Genomic DNA, 17,743 nt, shown 5'->3' on the forward strand with positions numbered 1-17,743 from the left:
CCCTTGTCAGCCTGTCACCAGCTGGTCTTCCTCGCCCCAGATTGAATCGTAAACGATGTCGACAAGGCTCGCCCGCGTGACAATTCCGACTAAATGCCTTTGTTCATCAACGACGGGTACATATTTCATTCCGCGCTTTAAAATTTTGCGTACGGTATCGCGCAGCAGTGTCCCCTGCTCGACCATATACAGATCAGAGCGGAGCACGTCGCCGACGAGGCTCGCTTTTTTCCGGTTCTGATCAATGATCTCGACATCGACATACCCTTGTAGCACATTCAGGTCATCAACGACAAGCAGGGAATCGACACGGTGCTCCCGCATCACCTGTATCGCCTGCGAAAGCGTTTTGTCCGCCGTAACGGTGACAGGCTTTTTGTTCATCATCTGCTCGACGCGTTCAATGTCCGGTCTTGATTGCAATAACCGTTCTTTGCCGATAAATTCTTCGACAAACTCATTAGCCGGATTCCGGAGAATGTCATCAGGAGTGCCGGCCTGAACGATCTCTCCCGCTTTTAAAATGACGATCCGGTCAGCCAGCTTAATAGCTTCATCCATATCGTGTGTTACAAACACAATCGTTTTATTCAATGTTCTTTGCAGTTTTTTGAATTCTTCTTGAAGGGAATCCCGCGTAATCGGATCAAGCGCTCCGAACGGTTCATCCATAAGAATAAGAGGCGGTTCCGCTGCAAGGGCGCGCAGCACGCCGATTCTCTGCTGCTGTCCGCCGCTCAGCTCGTGAGGATAGCGGTCTAAATATTCCGGGCCCATATCGACGAGCTTCAAAAGCTCCCGCGCCCGTTCCTTCCGCTTTTGTTCCGGCCATTTCAGCAGTTTCGGCACGAGGGAAATGTTCTGCTGAATGGTCATATGAGGGAAAAGTCCGATCTGCTGAATGACGTAGCCGATTTTCCGTCTCAGCTCCACCGGGTCCTGCTCCATAATGTTTTCGCCATCGATAAAAATCTTACCGGATGACGGCTCAATCAGTCTGTTAATCATTTTCATCGTCGTCGTTTTTCCGCAGCCGCTCGGCCCGATAAAACAAATAAACTCGCCTTTTTCGATATTTAAATCAATGCTGTTAACAGCTTTTTTTCCGCCTTTATAGACTTTCGATACATTTTCTAATCTCAGCAATCCGCGCACCTCCGAAGGGTTCCGTTATTTTTCTGAAAAGTATAATCTTTATTATAAGATGAAATTTGTAAAATAAAAAGTTTACAATGTGTTGAAATTATATACAATATACGTATTTTTTCATGTTATCCCGCTGACAATGCGGATGTTCTTACAATCGCTCCCGATAGCTCGCATATCCTGCCGCATCATCTTTTTCATCAACTGTAAAAAATATGATATATTGTCAGCATGAAAAGCCAGTGAAGGGATGATCAGCCGTGGAAAAAAACGCTCTTGATATCATCGGGCATGCTGAAGAGCATCTCATTGAGAGAATCGCCGAGAATATGCATACATTCGGAATGCCGGCCACACTTGGACGTGTGCTCGGTATTATTTATATGAACCGCAAGCCGATGACGTTAAATGAGCTGTCAGAGGCGACCGGGATGAGCAAAACGAGGATGAGCCAGGTGGTCCGCGAAATGACCGATGCCAATCTGGCTGAAAAAGTGTTTGAAAAAGGCGTTCGGAAAGACCTTTACGACGTCGAGCGTGATTATTACCAGACGTTTATCTCCCTGTTTACGGCAAATTGGACAAAGGCGGTCAGCAAAAACAAAATGCTCTATAAAAAGCTGAACCGCGAGCTGACTGAGCTTCTGGAATCGGAAAATCTCAGTCCCGATATTGAAGAAAAAGCCCGCCAGCTTTTGGATGAACTGACGGATTGGCTCCATTATTATGACTGGCTGAGCCGTTTGATAGAATTTTTTGAGAGTGAAGAAGTGTTTCAGCATGTGCCGAAAATAGAAAAAAGCAGCACCCGAAGATAACCGGGCGCTGCTTTTTAAGTCAGGAAACCAATATCGGGAACATGCCTTTCAGACCGGCGCCGATCATGCCGATCGCCACCACCGCCAAAATCAGCCCCATCAGTCGGGTAATGACGTTCATTTCGGTTTTCCCGAGCTTATTGCTGATGAAAGAAGAATAGTGAAAGAAGATGAACGTCATCGCGATGACGGCTGCAATGCCGATAAGCACGCTGATGTAATGGAAGATGCCGCCATGGCCGGCCGACAGACTCATCACCGTCGCGATCGTACCGGGACCGGCGATAATCGGAATCGACAAAGGCGTCACGGATATATCGGCTTTCTCCTTGCTCTCCCCTTTCTCTTCATGATGGAGAGACTGTACATGAGATTTCTTCGCGTTCAGAAGATTATAAGCGATGCCGAAAATAAAAATGCCGCCCGCGATACGCAAGGCATGAATGTTAATGTCGAACAGTTTAAAGATCAGATGGCCGAAGATTAAAAAAGCCGCCAAGATGATAAACGACAGCACGGAAGCCTTGCGTGCGATCGCTGTCCGTTCTTTCTCCGGGTACCCTTCCGTCAGTGAAAGAAAAATCGGCACGTTTCCGATGGGATTGGAGACTGCAAACAGTGAAATGAAGACATGAATGATGAATGAAAACATGCGTACCTCCTTATGGCTTGCCATTATTGAGTTATGTTTTGTTCTCCGCTGTTTCTTATGCATGGTTTTTACCCCCGGGGTCTGCTTTTTAACCTCAGCCGGACGATCCGGAAACAGAAAAAAACCGTCCTTGTAGGGACTGACCCCATAAGATGAGACAAACAAAAAACACCTTCAAGTTTGAAAACGGATGATTGTTAGCCGAAATTAGACTTGGAGGTGTTTTTTCTATGGGGACAAGAGTGAGTTATCCGGTTGAAGTGAAACAGAAGGCTGTAGAAATGAGATTGGCAGGCGTGCCTATGAAAGAGATCATGCAGGAATTGAATATTAAGAATAAGACACAGGTTCAGACATGGGTTAGATGGCATAAGACTGGGGATACACATCGATTCGAACAGCCTGTCGGAAAGCAATACACTTACGGAAAAGGCCCGGAGTATTCTTCCGAATTAGAGAAACTGCAGGCAGAAAATCGTTATCTGAGACAACAGAATGAAGTTTTAAAAAAGTGCAACGAATTGGAAAGGAAGCTGATAGCGAAACGCCAGTCGAGCTTGTAGAAGCATTGCGCGGCACAATGACCATACAGGATATCTGTATTCATTTAGGTATCTCACGAGCATCTTATTATCGTTGGAAGAAGAATCTGATGAAAGATAACCCTAAATACCATTTAGAAAAACAAATCGGCACGTTGTGCCGAGAACACAAGTTTCGATATGGCTATCGGAAAATCACAGCCATATTAAAAAAGGGAATGCGTGTGAATCATAAAACGGTTCAGCGCATTATGCAGAAGAATCAGTGGCAATGCCGGGTTAAGGTGAAAAAGCGCAAGAAAGATGGGCAGCCATATGCCGTGGCCGAGAATATATTGGATCGAAACTTTCAGTCTGAACGCCCTCTGGAAAAGCTAGTAACGGATATCACATATTTGCCTTATGGGCAGAAACAATTGTATCTTTCCAGTATATTGGATTTATACAATGGAGAAGTGATTGCTTTTACAATTGGCGATAGACAGGACACAGACTTTGTCTTACACACACTTGATCAGCTGCCCGCACTGCCAGAGAACTGCGTGTTACATAGTGACCAAGGTTCTGTTTATACATCTTATGAGTATCAGAAAGCTGTTAAAACAAAAGGCATTACCATGAGCATGTCCCGCAAAGGGACGCCCGCTGATAATGCCTCCATCGAATCGTTTCATTCCTCACTAAAGTCTGAAACGTTCTATCTTAACAGCATTGATCGAACTACGACGACCATCGTAGAACGCACTGCCATAGAATACATTCATTATTATAACAATATTCGTATTCAAACGAAACTAAACAGCCAATCGCCGATACAATATCGGCAATTGGCTGTATGAAGGTGTTTTGATCCCTGTCTCAAAAACAGGGGTCAGTCCCTGTAAGGACGGTTTTTTTTGTTTGCTATCTCCATAAGCCTTTTCCGAATTTCAACAGCCGATAAAGCATTTTCAATTTTTTTAGCATGCGTTAATTTCCTTTTTCACTCTGAATCAATGCGCCGAGAGACATGATATCTATCAGCTCCATTAAAATTCTACCATAATGGGTACTTTTTCTCTATTATCAATTCATAGAGAAAGTGATTTGTATATCTTTAGAAAACTCCGTTACATCCGCCCTATTTTCTTTTATAATGTAAATATTGAACAAAATCCCTATATTACTTGTAAAAGGAGTTTTAGAATGTATTGTTCTCAATGCGGCCATCATACTGATGGCGGAAAGTTTTGTGAAAAGTGCGGGGCGCCCCAGCCCGGGCAGGGAGGCGCAGGCCAAACGCAAGGCCAGGCCGCTCAGGCTGGCGCCGCGGCTAAGCAGGCTTCAAAGCAATTTGCCTTATTCGTGCTTGATGTGTTAAAGAGACCGTACCAAACATGTAAAACGACAGGCGGCGAACAGCTTGTCAGCAGCATCATCAACATGGTGCTTTTCTGCCTGGTGACGCCGATTATGTTTTATATTCTTCTATCAGACGGCTTTCGTGACGTCAGTTTTACCGCGGTTGTGATCAAACCGGCGCTTACCTTTGCATTATGCGTTTTCTGCCTGTATCTCTTGATTTTTATCGCTTTGAAGGCCGGCGGCGCGCAGGTGTCATTTAAAGATTCGCTGTCCAGATTCGGAGCATTTTTGATTCCGTTTACAGCTATTTTGCTTCTTGCCCTCATTTTTATGCTGCTTCATACAACCGTCTGCTTTACCATTCTGGCTGTCGGTCTTTTAGGAGCGGCGTTTGCCGTGCCTCCGCTCATGCTGGCGAGCTATCAGCATCAGCTCACGGCTAAGGCCGATATCATTTATTCTGTTATCGTCATCTATTTGATCATTTGTGTAACGTTTCAATTCACGATCAAGCATTATATAAAAGAACTCATGAATTATTTCTTCTTTTAAAAACGGAAACCCCCGCCGCCTGATTGGCGCGGGGGTTTTTTATTGAATGGATGTTAAATAAATTCTTCCGTCTTTAACAACGCCGCCATACGTCCAATTGTATGTTCTGAGCTTCGGACTGCCGCCGGCTTTCGTAATATAAAACTCCTCGTACGTATGAATCGTCAGATGAGAGCCTTTCTGTGAAAAGCTTTTGACATTCACTTCATTAAATACTTCGGTCGTCCCCTCGCTGTGCAGTTTTTTGACCAGTTTCTGCTGATCAGCATACAAAGGGCTCCCCTCTTCTAAATTGCCCGCCATGATGGCAAAATTGTTAAGGCTGACGGCGCTTGATTGATTTGTCAGGTAATCAGTCATAAACGATGTGACTTGCTCGTTTGTCACGCTGCCTGAAGCTGTATTTCCTTTGGATGATGCCCATGCGGATGTATAGGTATTCGGCTGGTCATTTTTTATTTTTTTTACATTTGTCCCGGAAGAATCTGAGGCAGGATCAGCTTTTTCGAAAACCCATTTTTTATGTTTTGTATCATATGAGAGTACATAGTGAAAACTCGGCTCAGCCTCTTCCATATCAGGCTTCGTATTCCCGTCGAAATAAGCAGACTCATGAAGCTCTTTACCCGTAACAGTTACTTGCCAGCGGCCGTTCTCTTGAGAAATCGCAAATGAATCCAGATCAAAGCTTGTCTCTTTATACTGATCCTTCAAAAAGGTGCCGGAACTCTTCATGCCGGATACCGCTTCTTTCGTCTGCTCTTTCCAGGCGGAACCAGCCTCGGTCATCTGATCGGTATTTCCGTCTGCCATCGCTTTTGTATACTGTTTCGTTGTTTTGACAATCGTGTCCATGATTGTTTGTTGTGTATCTTGATCCGGAATAAGCGTTAATTCCATATCAGTGCTGTTGATCGGAACATCGGCAGTTTTCATTTTCCCCCAAGGAAAATCAGCCTCCACGGCGGCTGTCATGGAACCGTCAGTTAAGAGCGGACCGTATGTAACGGATGTAAACGGATCTTTATGGACGGACTTGCCGTTTATCAGCAGATCGCCTTTCGCGCTTTTGAAGCTGTCTGCCGGAATGAATGTCACATCCTCGGCGTCTAACGGCAGGTCAAACTCAACATTCCGGCTGCCGGCCGCCTCTGCCTCTTGTTTTTTGACAACGTCAACCGTCTCATTTTTAAGCTTGGCTTCCGCCGTGTAGACACCGGGTGCATACGGGCCGAAGATTTGGGTTTCATCGGCTTTTTTGACCGTACCTGTTTTCTCGCTGTTGATATAAAGATCGGCGCCTTTATAATTGCTGGTGACGCGGAAATAAACCGGATCGACTTTCAATTCGTAATGGTCAAACAAAAGAAGGGTTTTACCCTCTTTTTTGACGTATACCGCATCTTTTTCTGATGAATTGCCGCGAAGCGATGCCAGCAGTTCATCGTGTTTCTTTGCGTATGCAAGGAGCGGTTTGACATTGGTCTCATTCAGCTTCAGTTTTTTGTCTGAAGGAGTGAGCAGGGCTGCGAGCTTTTTCGTGTCCCCGTCATGAACCGCCTGTTCGAATTGATCCGTGAGCCTTTTTTCAGATGTCAGCCAGGCTCCGGTTTTATATGCGGCAATCAATAAGATCAGCGCTGCGGCAATGCCTCCCCATAGGAAGAGCGTTTTTTTAGGGATCGGCTTTCTCGGCTGTGATGCGGATTCAGCCGCCTGCCGCTCCAGCCGGCTTCCTTTCCCGATCGGTTTTCCGCATTCTTTACAGAAATGCGCCTCTTCGTTGTTCTGCTGGCCGCAATACTTACAAAAAAACATGACTTTCCTCCTATTCAATCTGCAAAACTTGTATAACTTTTCCTATGTTTCATATTTTATAATAAAGTAGAATGATTTTGGAGTTATTTTGAAAAATAGCTGTCGATCATAACGGAGGAGGAGAAACGGACATGCAAAAACTGAGCATCCGAAAAGCCGCGGAGCCGGATGAAGCGCTGTATGAACTATTGCTGCTGGCCGATCCGTCGAAAGAGATTGTCGATGATTATCTTGTAAGAGGAGAATGCTATACGGCTTGGACGTCAGACGAGCTTGCAGGGGTCTTCGTCCTTTTGAAAACAAGACCAAAAACAGTAGAAATCGTCAATATTGCGGTGAAAGCATCAATGCACAACAATGGCATCGGCAGAAAGCTCATAGAAGAGGCCGTGAATAAGGCAAAACAAATGGGAGCGGCGACTATTGAAATTGGAACGGGCAACTCCAGTATAGGCCAGCTTGCCCTTTACCAAAAATGCGGCTTCAGACTTCAAGCCATCGACCATGATTTTTTCATCAGGCATTATGAAGAGGAGATTTTCGAAAACGGGATACAGTGCCGCGACATGGTAAGGCTTTATGCAGATATATAAAAAAACCTCCCCATGGGGAGGTTTTTTCGATTACTTATTCAAGTTATAGAAAGAGTTGATACCGTGGTATTGAGCAGTTTCAGCCAACTGATCTTCGATGCGAAGAAGCTGGTTGTATTTCGCAACACGGTCCGTACGGGACGGAGCACCTGTTTTGATTTGTCCTGCATTAGTTGCCACAGCGATGTCAGCGATTGTGCTGTCTTCAGTTTCACCTGAACGGTGAGAGATAACGGCAGTGTAGCCCGCGCGTTTCGCCATTTCGATCGCATCGAATGTTTCAGTCAATGTACCGATTTGGTTTACTTTGATCAGGATAGAGTTGCCTACGCCGTTTTTGATACCTTCAGCAAGCTTTTTCGTGTTTGTAACGAAAAGGTCGTCACCGACAAGCTGAACTTTTTTGCCAAGACGCTCTGTAAGAAGTTTGTGGCCTTCCCAGTCGTTCTCGTCAAGTCCGTCTTCGATAGAGATGATTGGGTATTTAGAAACCATTTCTTCGTACCAGTCAACCATTTCAGCAGATGTTTTCACAACGCCTTCGCCAGACAGATGGTATTTGCCGTCTTCTTTGTTGTAGAACTCAGAAGATGCAGCATCCATAGCAAGTTTCACTTCTTCGCCAGGTTTGAAGCCGGCTTTTTCGATTGCTTCAACGATTGTTTGAAGCGCTTCTTCGTTAGAACCAAGGTTCGGAGCGAATCCGCCTTCGTCACCTACAGCTGTGTTCATTCCTTTAGCAGAAAGAACGGATTTCAGGCTGTGGAAGATTTGAGCGCCCATGCGAAGCGCTTCACGGAAGTTAGGCGCGCCTACAGGCATAATCATGAATTCTTGAATGTCTACGTTGTTGTCAGCATGTTCTCCGCCGTTTACGATGTTCATCATCGGTACAGGAAGCGTTTTTGAGTTGAATCCTCCAAGGTATTGGTAAAGAGGAATCTGTAAGAAATCAGCAGCTGCGCGCGCACAAGCCATAGATACGCCAAGGATTGCGTTCGCACCGAGTTTGCCTTTGTTTTCAGTTCCGTCAAGCTCGATTAAAAGCTGATCGATTGCGTTTTGTTCAGTTACGTCAAAGCCGAGAAGCTCTGGAGAAATGATTTCGTTTACGTTGTTAACAGCAGTTAACACGCCTTTTCCAAGGTAACGGTCTTTGTCGCCGTCACGAAGCTCAACCGCTTCGTATTCACCTGTAGAAGCTCCGCTTGGCACTAATGCGCGGCCGAAAGCTCCTGTTTCTGTATATACTTCAACTTCAACTGTTGGGTTGCCGCGGGAGTCAAGGACTTCGCGTGCATAAACATCAACAATGTATGGCATGAGTTTGTCTCTCCTTTTGATTTACGCTTATTTTTGAATTAAAGATGTTCCTGTCATTTCTTTCGGTTTTTCAACACCGAGAAGGTCTAATAACGTTGGTGCGAGGTCGCCTAGGATTCCGCCTTCGCGCAGCGTCACGCCTTCTTTCGTCACAATGACAGGGACTGGGTTTGTCGTATGGGCAGTGTGCGGTTCGCCTGTTTCTGTAATCAGAATGTCCGCATTACCGTGATCAGCGGTAATGATGGCATGTCCGCCTTTAGCGATGATGGCGTCAACCACTTCGCCTAAGCATTCGTCCACTGCTTCAATTGCTTTAATCGTCGGTTCGACCATTCCGGAGTGGCCGACCATGTCAGGGTTTGCAAAGTTCAGGATGATCGCGTCGTGCTTGTCAGCCGCGATTTCTTTTACAAGAGCATCCTTCACTTCATACGCGCTCATTTCAGGCTTCAGGTCATATGTCGCGACCTTCGGCGAGTTAATGAGGATGCGCTCTTCGCCCGGGAATTCTTCTTCGCGGCCGCCGCTCATAAAGAACGTAACGTGCGGATACTTTTCAGTTTCTGCAATGCGAAGCTGTTTTAACCCGTGCTGTGCTAATACTTCACCCACCGTATTGTCAAGGTTTACCGGTTTAAAAGCCACATATCCGTCAACAGATTCACTGAAGTGAGTCAGGCAGACGAAATACAGGTTTTTCGGATGATTTTCACCGCGGTCGAAATCGCGGAAATCTTTGTTGGTAAACGTGTTTGAAATCTGGATAGCGCGGTCCGGTCTGAAATTATAGAAAATCACAGAATCGCCGTCATGAATTTTCGCAACGGGTTCACCGTTTTCTTTTGTGATGACGGACGGAATGACGAATTCATCATGAATGCCGTTCGCATAAGAATCATCGACTACATCCATCGCGCTGCGGTAAGACGGGCCTTCGCCGTAAGCCATTGCGCGGTACGCTTTTTCCACACGGTCCCAGCGTTTGTCGCGGTCCATGGAGTAGTAGCGTCCGGAAATGCTGGCGATTTCGCCGACACCGATTTCTTCGATCTGCTCATTCAGCTGCTGAATGTAAGTTTTCGCTGTTTGCGGACCTACATCGCGGCCGTCGAGGAAACCGTGAATATACACCTTCGTCAGTCCTTCACTTTTCGCAAGCTTCAGCAGCGCGAATAAATGATTGATATGACTGTGTACGCCTCCGTCAGAAAGAAGGCCGAACAGGTGCAGCGCTTTGTCGTTGTCTTTCGCGTTTTTGATGGCGTCAAGGAACGTTTGATTGCGTTCGAATTCGCCTTCGCGGATGGCAACGTTCACGCGTGTTAAGCTTTGGTACACAATACGTCCTGCGCCGATATTCAAATGACCGACTTCAGAGTTCCCCATCTGTCCTTCAGGCAGTCCGACTGCTTCGCCTGATGCCGTCAGCGTCTGATGAGGGTATTGGTTCCAATAACGGTCGAAATTCGGTTTTTTCGCTTGTGCGACTGCGTTTCCGACTGTTTCATTGCGTAATCCGAACCCATCAAGAATGATGAGTGCAGCTGGTTTTTTACTCATATTGACCTTCCTCCAATAATTGAACGAATGACTGCGGTTCAAGGCTTGCGCCGCCGACCAAAGCACCGTCAATATCGGACTCTGCCATATATTCTTTAATATTTGCAGGTTTTACGCTGCCGCCGTATTGAATGCGGAGCTTGTCAGCAGTTTCCTGGCTGAAGCTTTCAGCAACGACTTTACGGATATGCGCGCAGACGTCGTTAGCATCTTTCGCTGTAGAAGATTTGCCTGTTCCGATTGCCCAGATTGGCTCATACGCAATAACGGAAGCGGCAACTTGCTCTTCAGAAAGACCCGCAAGACCTTTTTTCACTTGATCGGCAACAAGATCATTTGTTTTTCCGGCTTCGCGCTCTTCAAGCGTTTCACCTACGCAAATGATCGGCACAATGCCGTGTTTGAAAGCGGCATGCGCTTTTTTGTTAACTGTTTCATCAGTTTCAGCGAACATTTCACGGCGCTCAGAGTGGCCGATGACGCAGTAATCCACGCCAAGGTCTTTCAGAGCGACCGGGCTGATTTCACCTGTGAACGCACCGTTTTCTTCAAAATGCATGTTTTGGGCGCCGACTTTCAGGTCAGTTCCTTTAACAGCAGAAGTCAGCTTTTCTAAGAAAAGAGCTGGTGCGCAAACAACGGCTTCCGCTTTGTCTGCTGCTGGAATGGAAGATTTCACTTCTTCAACGAAGCTGACAGCTTCGCCGAGTGTTTTGTTCATTTTCCAGTTACCGGCTATAATTGGTTTTCTCATCTGTTCCACTTCCTTATAGCAGTTTTTATTTATCGTTCAGCGCAGCTACACCCGGAAGCTCTTTGCCTTCCATGAATTCAAGGGATGCGCCGCCGCCTGTTGAGATATGGCTCATTTTGTCAGCAAGGCCGAATTTTTCAACGGCTGCCGCAGAGTCTCCTCCGCCGATGACAGAGTATGTATCGTTTGCCTCTGCCAATGCTTCAGCCACTGCTTTTGTGCCTTGAGCGAACAAGTCGATTTCGAATACGCCCATCGGTCCGTTCCATACGACAAGTTTGCTGTTTTTGATAACTTCAGCATACGTTTCGCGGGTTTTCGTTCCGATGTCGATCGCTTCTAAATCACTTGGAATCTCAGAGATCGGCACGATTTGAACGTTTGCATCGTTAGAGAAATCATCAGCAACGAGCACGTCTTCCGGCATATAGAATGTAACGCCTTTTTCTTTCGCGCGGTCCATGAATGATTTTGCAAGTTCGATTTTATCTTCTTCAAGCAAAGATTTACCGACTTCATAGCCAAGCGCTTTTACGAATGTGTAAGCAAGACCTCCGCCGATGATCAGGTTGTCCACTTTATCAAGCAGACTTTCGATTACGCCGATTTTGTCTTTTACTTTCGCGCCGCCGATGATTGCCGTAAACGGGCGCTCAGGATTTGTCACGGCTTTGCCGAGAACGTCAAGCTCTTTTTCCATCAGGAATCCTGCAACCGCCGGCAGATGCTCGGCAATTCCGGCTGTAGATGCGTGAGCACGGTGGGCAGCACCGAATGCGTCATTGACATATACATCCGCAAGCTCAGCAAATGCTTTAGCAAGCTCAGGATCGTTTTTCTCTTCACCAGGGTAGAAACGTACGTTTTCCAATACAAGAACGTCTCCGTCCTTCATATCAGAAATTTGTGCTTTTACAGCATCGCCGTAAGCTTCATCCGCTTTTTTCACTTCTTTGCCGAGCAGTTCGCCTAAGCGTGCAGCGACAGGAGTTAAACGAAGCTCCTCAACCGTTTCGCCTTTCGGGCGGCCTAAGTGGCTCGCAAGAAGGACTTTCGCGCCTTGGTCTGCAAGGTGTTTGATTGTTGGAAGCGCAGCTCGGATACGAGTATCGTCTGTTACTTCCCCGTCTTTCATTGGAACGTTAAAGTCAACGCGGCAGAATACGACTTTGCCTTTTACGTCGATGTCTTTTACTGTTTTTTTATTCATGCCTTAGGAGATCCTCCTTCAAAATGGTTTGCATAGCACGAAAAACGTGAAACGTGAAACCGCCTCATGATGCTTCCGCCGCGGGGCAGATTGCAGCTTCCGGGCACGGGGCAGATCGTCTTCTGAGCCAGGGCAGGCGGCTCAGAAAACGAAAGTGCCGCGGAAACTTCAAAACGCGGACGTTCTGCAGCAATCCGGCGCTTTCTGAAAGCCGGTTCTCATGGAAAAAGGGAAAGGGAGTCCGTCCCCTTCCCTTGTCCGCTTTCATTATAGCGTTTCTGTCCGAAAGAACCAAGTCCGGCCCTTTCCGGGAGCTATGAATTAAAGACCTTGTTTTGCGATGTAAGCTGCAAGGTCAACAACGCGGTTAGAGTAGCCGCTTTCGTTATCGTACCAAGAGATTACTTTTACCATGCTGCCTTCCATAACCATTGTAGAAAGAGCATCGATTGTAGAAGAGTTAGCATTGCCGTTGTAATCTCCGGATACTAATGGCTCTTCGCTGTAGCCGAGAATTCCTTTAAGATCGCCTTCAGCCGCTTCTTTAAGAGCTGCGTTTACGTCTTCAGCCGTTACGTCTTTGTTAAGTTCAGCAACTAGGTCAACAAGAGAAACGTTTGGAGTCGGCACACGCATAGCTCCGCCGTTCAGTTTGCCTTTCAGTTCAGGAAGAACAAGGGAAACTGCTTTAGCAGCACCAGTTGATGTAGGAATGATGTTTTCAGCTGCTGCACGCGCACGACGGTAGTCTTTGTGCGGAAGATCAAGAATTTGCTGATCGTTTGTGTAAGAGTGAACAGTTGTCATCATACCGCGTTTGATGCCGAATTTGTCGTTAAGTACTTTTGCAAACGGCGCAAGGCAGTTTGTTGTGCAAGATGCGTTAGAGATAACATGGTGGTTAGCCGCATCGTATTTGTCTTCGTTAACACCCATAACGATTGTGATATCTTCTTCGTTAGCAGGTGCAGAGATGATAACTTTTTTCGCGCCTGCTTCTAAGTGTTTCGCAGCGTCTGCGCGTTTTGTGAAGAAACCAGTAGATTCAACTACGATTTCAACGCCTTGTTTGCCCCAGCTGAGTTTCGCAGGATCGCGCTCAGCAGAAACTTCGATTGTTTTGCCGTTAACAACAAGGTTGCTGCCGTCAACTTTAACTTCTGCATCTAATTTTCCGTGTACGGAATCATATTGTAAAAGATGAGCAAGCATGTTAGCGTCTGTTAAATCGTTAACCGCTACTACCTCAACTTCAGGATTGTTTAATGCTGCGCGGAATACGTTACGTCCAATACGACCAAAACCGTTAATACCGACTTTTACTGCCATGATTATTTCCTCCTTTAAATAAGTGAGAGATATTTATATTGAGGGACTGTTATCCCTTAATAACTTCTTTGCGGCTCCTTCGTCCGTGACGAGAACCGTGTTTCGCTGCTTTTTAAAATAAGCTTCGATTGCTTCTGCTTTTGATGATCCGCCCGCTACCGCGATAATGTCGGGAATGGCATCGAGGTCATCAAGCTGCATTCCGACTGAATGCACCTTGTGAACGACTTCTCCGTCCGCATTAAAGTAGTAGCCGAATGCCTCTGTCACCGCATGATTGTCATCTATTTTCTTCAAATCTTCCAAAGGCGTGTTTCTTCGCTCCGCCATTGTTCTAGCTTCGCCGATTCCGTGAACGAGCATACTCGCTGATTTAATCGTGTGAAGCACCTCTTTTACGGAAGGCTCTTCAATAATAGATGAGTAGGCGCCTTGTGACAGCTGCCCGGGAACGAACAAAAGCCGGTAAGTGCCTGAAGCCTTTTCCGCCATATGCGCGCATATGGTGTTCGCCTGGTTTTTCACATCTTCGCCTAAACCGCCTCTTGCGGGCACAAACAGGAGCTCGCGGTTTTTTGAATCCGGCGTCATCATATCGGCGACGGCTTCAATTGTCGTACCGCCGGTTACAGCGACGATATTTTTGCCTGAAAATCTCTTTTTCATACATGCAACGGCCGCTCTCCCTAATTCTTTTTTGACCCAAGGAGATTGGTCGCTGTCTCCGGAAACGATAATGGCGTCTTTCAGATTAAGCCGCTCTTTTAATGTCTTTTCCAAAAGCGTCAATCCTAAAACATCCTTCATCGTATCTTCCAGAATCGAAAGCAGTGAGTAGCCCTCTTCCGTCATTGTCATGCCGTTTGTTTTAATATCGATGAGATTCTGTTCTTTCAAAAACTGAACCTCGCTTCTGAGAACGCGCTCGGTCAATCCGAGACTGGCTGCAAGACTTCTGCGGCCGATCGGTTCGGTAAGCCTGATATACTGCAAGATTTCAAATCTTTTCTGCATCACAAGCAAAAGATCAGGCAATAATTTTTTTTGAGCTTGTATTAACTGGTTCATGACTCAAACGTTCCTTCCTATTCATACTGGACAGAAAATGTCCCGCTATGACAAAAAACGTCCCATCATAGCCAAAAAAAATTATGTCTGCTTTCTTTAATTATTTTAACAGGATGACATTGTTAATTCAACTGTTAAAGGTCAATTCGTCGACATTCTTCGCAGGATTTCCCAGTATCTCCTTGATACAGTCATTATATACAGAAACGGAATGAAGGTGACAGACAAAAGCCCGCCGGAGCGGACTTTTGTCGTAAAACGCTTTCATTTTATCCAGAGTTTTTCTATTTCTTCTAATGATTTATTTTTCGTCTCAGGGCAGATCGTCACGACAAACAAGAAACAGAGAATATTAATGACGGCGAATATCCAGAAGGTGTACGCGAGCCCCAACCCGCTGATCATCATCGGCACGAACTGGCCGATCGCCCAGTTGGCCCCCCATAAGAATATCGTCGCAATACCGGCGGCGCGTGCGCGGAGGTGGTTCGGAAAGATTTCCGAAATCATGATCCACGTAATCGGCCCGACTGATACGCAGAAAGCGGCGACGAATCCCAATATGATGACGACTAAAGCCGGACCGCTCGCCAGCTGAAAATAAAAGGATGCCCCGATTAAGATCATGAACAGCGCCATAAAGGCTGATCCGACCCCCATCAGCTTTTTCCGGCCTACCTTATCGACTAAAAGAACCGCGATAATGGTGAAAATCACTTCAACGACACCGACGATGCATGTCGTGATAAACCCCGCATTCTGTCCGAAGCCCATCATTTTGAAAATTTCCGGCCCGTAATACGTAATTGCGTTCATGCCGATGACCTGATTGAATAAAGCCAGCAGAATCCCGATCACAAGCGCTTTTCTCAGCCCCGGTTTAAACAGCTGAGACAATGACCCCATTTTTTCTAATTGTAAAGACGTTTCGATTTGTTTGATTTCTTCTTTCGCGGTCTGCTCGCCGTTAATGCGCGTCAGCACGGCGAGGGCTTCATTCCGGCGCCCCGCTTTCGCAAGCCAGCGCGGGCTTTCAGGCACGATAAGCAGCACGATAAAAAAGATGACGGACGGAATCATGCCGTAAGCGAGCATCCAGCGCCAGCCGGTGTGCACTCCCCATTCATACGAGCCGGACTGCTGAACGGCGAGGTTAATAAAATAAGTGCCGGAGATCCCTAATATCGTAAACAGCTGATACAGTGAAGACAGACTGCCGCGTATGGCCGGCGGAGCGGCTTCGGTAATATACGTGACAGAAAGCGAGGAGCCCATGCCGATTCCCAGACCGCCGATGACTCTGGCGATCACTAAGGAAGACACACTTTGCGAAAGCGCAGAGACAACCGCTGACACCGCAAACAACAGCGCCGCTGCCATCAAAATCTTTCTCCGTCCGAAACGGTCGCTCAAAAATCCGGAAATCCCGACGCCGAAAACACCGCCGATCATTATGCTTGAAATCACGAGCCCTTCCATAAAAGGACTTAAGCGGTACAAATCTTTCAGGAAACCGATGGCGCCGGAAATCACCGCCGTGTCATAACCGTACAAAAGCCCTCCCAGTCCGGCCGCGCATGAGATGAGAATGACAAACCACTTGGAATGCTGCCGAGTGACAGGTACATTTGAGCCAATTGGTGCCGGGTGATTCTTCATGAATTTTACCCTCCCGCGAATAATAGAATAAAAACGCTTACAAATCTGAGTGCGGCGCTTGATGTTGCTTTGTTTTCTTCAGAACCGCCACATTTGTACGTACTTATAAAGAATTTTATCTAAAAATAAGGAAAATTAGTACGTACAAATAAAGAATAAGCAGTTTTTCATAATCTGTCAATTATTTTTACAGCTTGATGAAAGGGCTTACTATGTTATACTGGAATTTGTCCGTATACATTTTGGAGGAATTGATATGCTACCGAAATATGCTCAAGTAAAAGAAGAAATTTGTTCATGGCTGAATCAAGGAAAAATACAGCCGGACGAAAAGCTGCCTACGGAAAATGAGCTGATGCAGCAGTTCGGCGTCAGCCGCCATACCATCAGAAAGGCGATCGGAGATTTGGTCTCGCAGGGGCTGCTGTACAGCGTTCAGGGCGGAGGCACCTTTGTCGCTTCACGCACGGCGAAATCAGCCATGCATTCAAACAAAACGATCGGCGTCATTACAACGTACATATCAGACTATATTTTTCCGAGCATCATCAGGGGAATTGAATCTTATTTAAGCGAACAGGGCTATTCCATGCTGCTGACGAGCACCAACAACAATACAGAAAGTGAACGGCGCGGCCTTGAAAACCTGCTGTCCAAAAATATAGACGGGCTGATTGTCGAGCCTACAAAAAGCGCGCTGCAGACGCCCAACATCGGCTACTATCTCAATCTGGAGAAAAACGGCATTCCGTTTGCCATGATTAACGCCTCTTATGCGGAGCTGGCCGCACCAAGCTTTTCCGTCAATGATGTCAAAGGCGGCATGATGGCTTGCGAATACGTCATGTCCCTCGGCCACACGCACATTATGGGAATCTTTAAAGCGGATGACACGCAGGGCGTCAAACGGATGAACGGCTATCTTCAGGCGCATCGGGAGCGCGGGATTTTTCCGTCTCCGGACATGATCGTGACTTACACGACTGAGGAAAAAGAAACCGTGCTTCTCCAAAAAATTAAGCATACCCTTGAGCAAAACAGCGGGTCACATCCGACGGCCATTCTTTGCTACAATGACGAAATTGCGCTGAAGACGATTAATCTTCTCAGGGAATTCGGGTTAAAGGTGCCTGATGACGTATCGGTCATGGGCTATGATGATTCACATTTCGCCCAGATTTCCGAGGTGAAGCTCACCTCTGTCAAGCATCCGAAATCCATTATGGGGAAAGCGGCGGCAAAATACGTCATCGACTGCTTAGAACATAAAAAACCGAAGAAGGATGACGTCGTGTATGAACCGGAACTCATCATCCGGAATTCAGTCAGGCGGATCGGCGAATAAAAAAGCAATGTGCGCGGCACATTGCTT

The 17,743-nt window shown here is 46.5% G+C and carries 15 protein-coding genes; 5 read left to right on the forward strand and 10 right to left on the reverse strand.

What is annotated here, in order from left to right:
* Positions 1-6 precede the first annotated feature (6 nt).
* A complete protein-coding gene (gene opuCA, locus U2H13_RS16385) occupies positions 7-1,146 on the reverse strand; it encodes an osmoprotectant ABC transporter ATP-binding protein OpuCA (protein WP_053285144.1) in 1,140 nt (379 codons plus the stop codon).
* 260 nt (positions 1,147-1,406) lie between these two features.
* Here opuCA and U2H13_RS16390 point away from each other — a divergent pair, with 260 nt between their 5' ends.
* Positions 1,407-1,964, forward strand: coding sequence for a GbsR/MarR family transcriptional regulator (locus U2H13_RS16390; RefSeq protein ID WP_014418904.1), 558 nt, complete (start codon positions 1,407-1,409; stop codon positions 1,962-1,964).
* Positions 1,965-1,983: 19 nt separating this feature from the next.
* Here U2H13_RS16390 and U2H13_RS16395 read toward each other — a convergent pair whose 3' ends face one another.
* Positions 1,984-2,616 (reverse strand): NAAT family transporter, encoded by a 633-nt coding sequence (locus U2H13_RS16395; RefSeq protein ID WP_015418237.1) that lies wholly within the window; start codon positions 2,614-2,616, stop codon positions 1,984-1,986.
* Positions 2,617-2,846: 230 nt separating this feature from the next.
* Between U2H13_RS16395 and U2H13_RS16400 the strand changes: the two genes are divergently transcribed.
* Positions 2,847-3,997, forward strand: a protein-coding gene (locus U2H13_RS16400; protein ID WP_099721935.1) for an IS3 family transposase whose coding sequence is annotated in 2 segments (ribosomal slippage) — positions 2,847-3,120 and positions 3,120-3,997 — 1,152 coding nt in all. Because the reading frame shifts where the segments join, the coding sequence is not laid out codon by codon here.
* Between the two features lie 346 nt (positions 3,998-4,343).
* Positions 4,344-5,054: a hypothetical protein gene (locus U2H13_RS16405; protein ID WP_022553805.1), complete on the forward strand. Its 711-nt coding sequence runs from the start codon at positions 4,344-4,346 to the stop codon at positions 5,052-5,054.
* A 39-nt stretch (positions 5,055-5,093) separates the two neighbouring features.
* Here U2H13_RS16405 and U2H13_RS16410 read toward each other — a convergent pair whose 3' ends face one another.
* On the reverse strand, positions 5,094-6,872 hold the full coding sequence (locus U2H13_RS16410) for a zinc ribbon domain-containing protein (protein WP_376700538.1): 1,779 nt from the start codon (positions 6,870-6,872) through the stop codon (positions 5,094-5,096).
* A 131-nt stretch (positions 6,873-7,003) separates the two neighbouring features.
* Between U2H13_RS16410 and U2H13_RS16415 the strand changes: the two genes are divergently transcribed.
* Entirely contained in the window at positions 7,004-7,465 is a 462-nt protein-coding gene (locus U2H13_RS16415; protein WP_376700539.1) for a GNAT family N-acetyltransferase, read from the forward strand.
* 30 nt (positions 7,466-7,495) lie between these two features.
* On the opposite strand, the gene eno is transcribed toward U2H13_RS16415, so the two are convergent.
* From eno to U2H13_RS16450, 7 genes are all read right to left on the reverse strand, one after another.
* On the reverse strand, positions 7,496-8,788 hold the full coding sequence (gene eno / locus U2H13_RS16420) for a phosphopyruvate hydratase (RefSeq protein WP_007409956.1): 1,293 nt from the start codon (positions 8,786-8,788) through the stop codon (positions 7,496-7,498).
* Positions 8,789-8,815: 27 nt separating this feature from the next.
* Positions 8,816-10,351 carry a 2,3-bisphosphoglycerate-independent phosphoglycerate mutase gene (gene gpmI, locus U2H13_RS16425; RefSeq protein ID WP_003151620.1) on the reverse strand — a complete coding sequence of 512 codons (1,536 nt, stop codon included), beginning with the start codon at positions 10,349-10,351 and terminating at the stop codon, positions 8,816-8,818.
* A complete protein-coding gene (tpiA, locus tag U2H13_RS16430) occupies positions 10,344-11,105 on the reverse strand; it encodes a triose-phosphate isomerase (RefSeq protein WP_003151618.1) in 762 nt (253 codons plus the stop codon). The genes gpmI and tpiA overlap by 8 nt, the downstream gene beginning before the upstream one ends.
* Positions 11,106-11,130: 25 nt before the next feature.
* Positions 11,131-12,315, reverse strand: coding sequence for a phosphoglycerate kinase (locus U2H13_RS16435; RefSeq protein WP_025649298.1), 1,185 nt, complete (start codon positions 12,313-12,315; stop codon positions 11,131-11,133).
* 321 nt (positions 12,316-12,636) lie between these two features.
* Positions 12,637-13,644 (reverse strand): type I glyceraldehyde-3-phosphate dehydrogenase, encoded by a 1,008-nt coding sequence (gap, locus tag U2H13_RS16440; protein ID WP_003151611.1) that lies wholly within the window; start codon positions 13,642-13,644, stop codon positions 12,637-12,639.
* Positions 13,645-13,677: 33 nt separating this feature from the next.
* Positions 13,678-14,712, reverse strand: a complete 1,035-nt coding sequence (gene cggR / locus U2H13_RS16445) for a gapA transcriptional regulator CggR (protein WP_003151607.1) — start codon at positions 14,710-14,712, stop codon at positions 13,678-13,680.
* A gap of 264 nt (positions 14,713-14,976) precedes the next feature.
* Entirely contained in the window at positions 14,977-16,371 is a 1,395-nt protein-coding gene (locus tag U2H13_RS16450) for a sugar porter family MFS transporter (RefSeq protein ID WP_003151605.1), read from the reverse strand.
* A gap of 256 nt (positions 16,372-16,627) precedes the next feature.
* Here U2H13_RS16450 and U2H13_RS16455 point away from each other — a divergent pair, with 256 nt between their 5' ends.
* On the forward strand, positions 16,628-17,716 hold the full coding sequence (locus U2H13_RS16455) for a GntR family transcriptional regulator (RefSeq protein ID WP_022553808.1): 1,089 nt from the start codon (positions 16,628-16,630) through the stop codon (positions 17,714-17,716).
* The last annotated feature ends 27 nt before the right edge of the window (positions 17,717-17,743 follow it).

Origin of the sequence: Bacillus sp. A1 (assembly GCF_042296235.1) — a bacterium.
In the GTDB taxonomy this organism is placed as follows: Bacteria; Bacillota; Bacilli; order Bacillales; family Bacillaceae; genus Bacillus; species Bacillus velezensis.

Excerpts from the sequence above, each read along its gene's own strand:
- U2H13_RS16455 (WP_022553808.1), top strand. The coding sequence starts at position 16,628 with ATGCTACCGAAATATGCTCAAGTAAAAGAAGAAATTTGTTCATGGCTG.
- U2H13_RS16450 (WP_003151605.1), bottom strand. The coding sequence starts at position 16,371 with ATGAAGAATCACCCGGCACCAATTGGCTCAAATGTACCTGTCACTCGG.
- cggR (WP_003151607.1), bottom strand. The coding sequence starts at position 14,712 with ATGAACCAGTTAATACAAGCTCAAAAAAAATTATTGCCTGATCTTTTG.
- U2H13_RS16415 (WP_376700539.1), top strand. The coding sequence starts at position 7,004 with ATGCAAAAACTGAGCATCCGAAAAGCCGCGGAGCCGGATGAAGCGCTG.
- U2H13_RS16405 (WP_022553805.1), top strand. The coding sequence starts at position 4,344 with ATGTATTGTTCTCAATGCGGCCATCATACTGATGGCGGAAAGTTTTGT.
- tpiA (WP_003151618.1), bottom strand. The coding sequence starts at position 11,105 with ATGAGAAAACCAATTATAGCCGGTAACTGGAAAATGAACAAAACACTC.
- gap (WP_003151611.1), bottom strand. The coding sequence starts at position 13,644 with ATGGCAGTAAAAGTCGGTATTAACGGTTTTGGTCGTATTGGACGTAAC.
- gpmI (WP_003151620.1), bottom strand. The coding sequence starts at position 10,351 with ATGAGTAAAAAACCAGCTGCACTCATCATTCTTGATGGGTTCGGATTA.
- eno (WP_007409956.1), bottom strand. The coding sequence starts at position 8,788 with ATGCCATACATTGTTGATGTTTATGCACGCGAAGTCCTTGACTCCCGC.
- U2H13_RS16410 (WP_376700538.1), bottom strand. The coding sequence starts at position 6,872 with ATGTTTTTTTGTAAGTATTGCGGCCAGCAGAACAACGAAGAGGCGCAT.
- U2H13_RS16395 (WP_015418237.1), bottom strand. The coding sequence starts at position 2,616 with ATGTTTTCATTCATCATTCATGTCTTCATTTCACTGTTTGCAGTCTCC.
- U2H13_RS16435 (WP_025649298.1), bottom strand. The coding sequence starts at position 12,315 with ATGAATAAAAAAACAGTAAAAGACATCGACGTAAAAGGCAAAGTCGTA.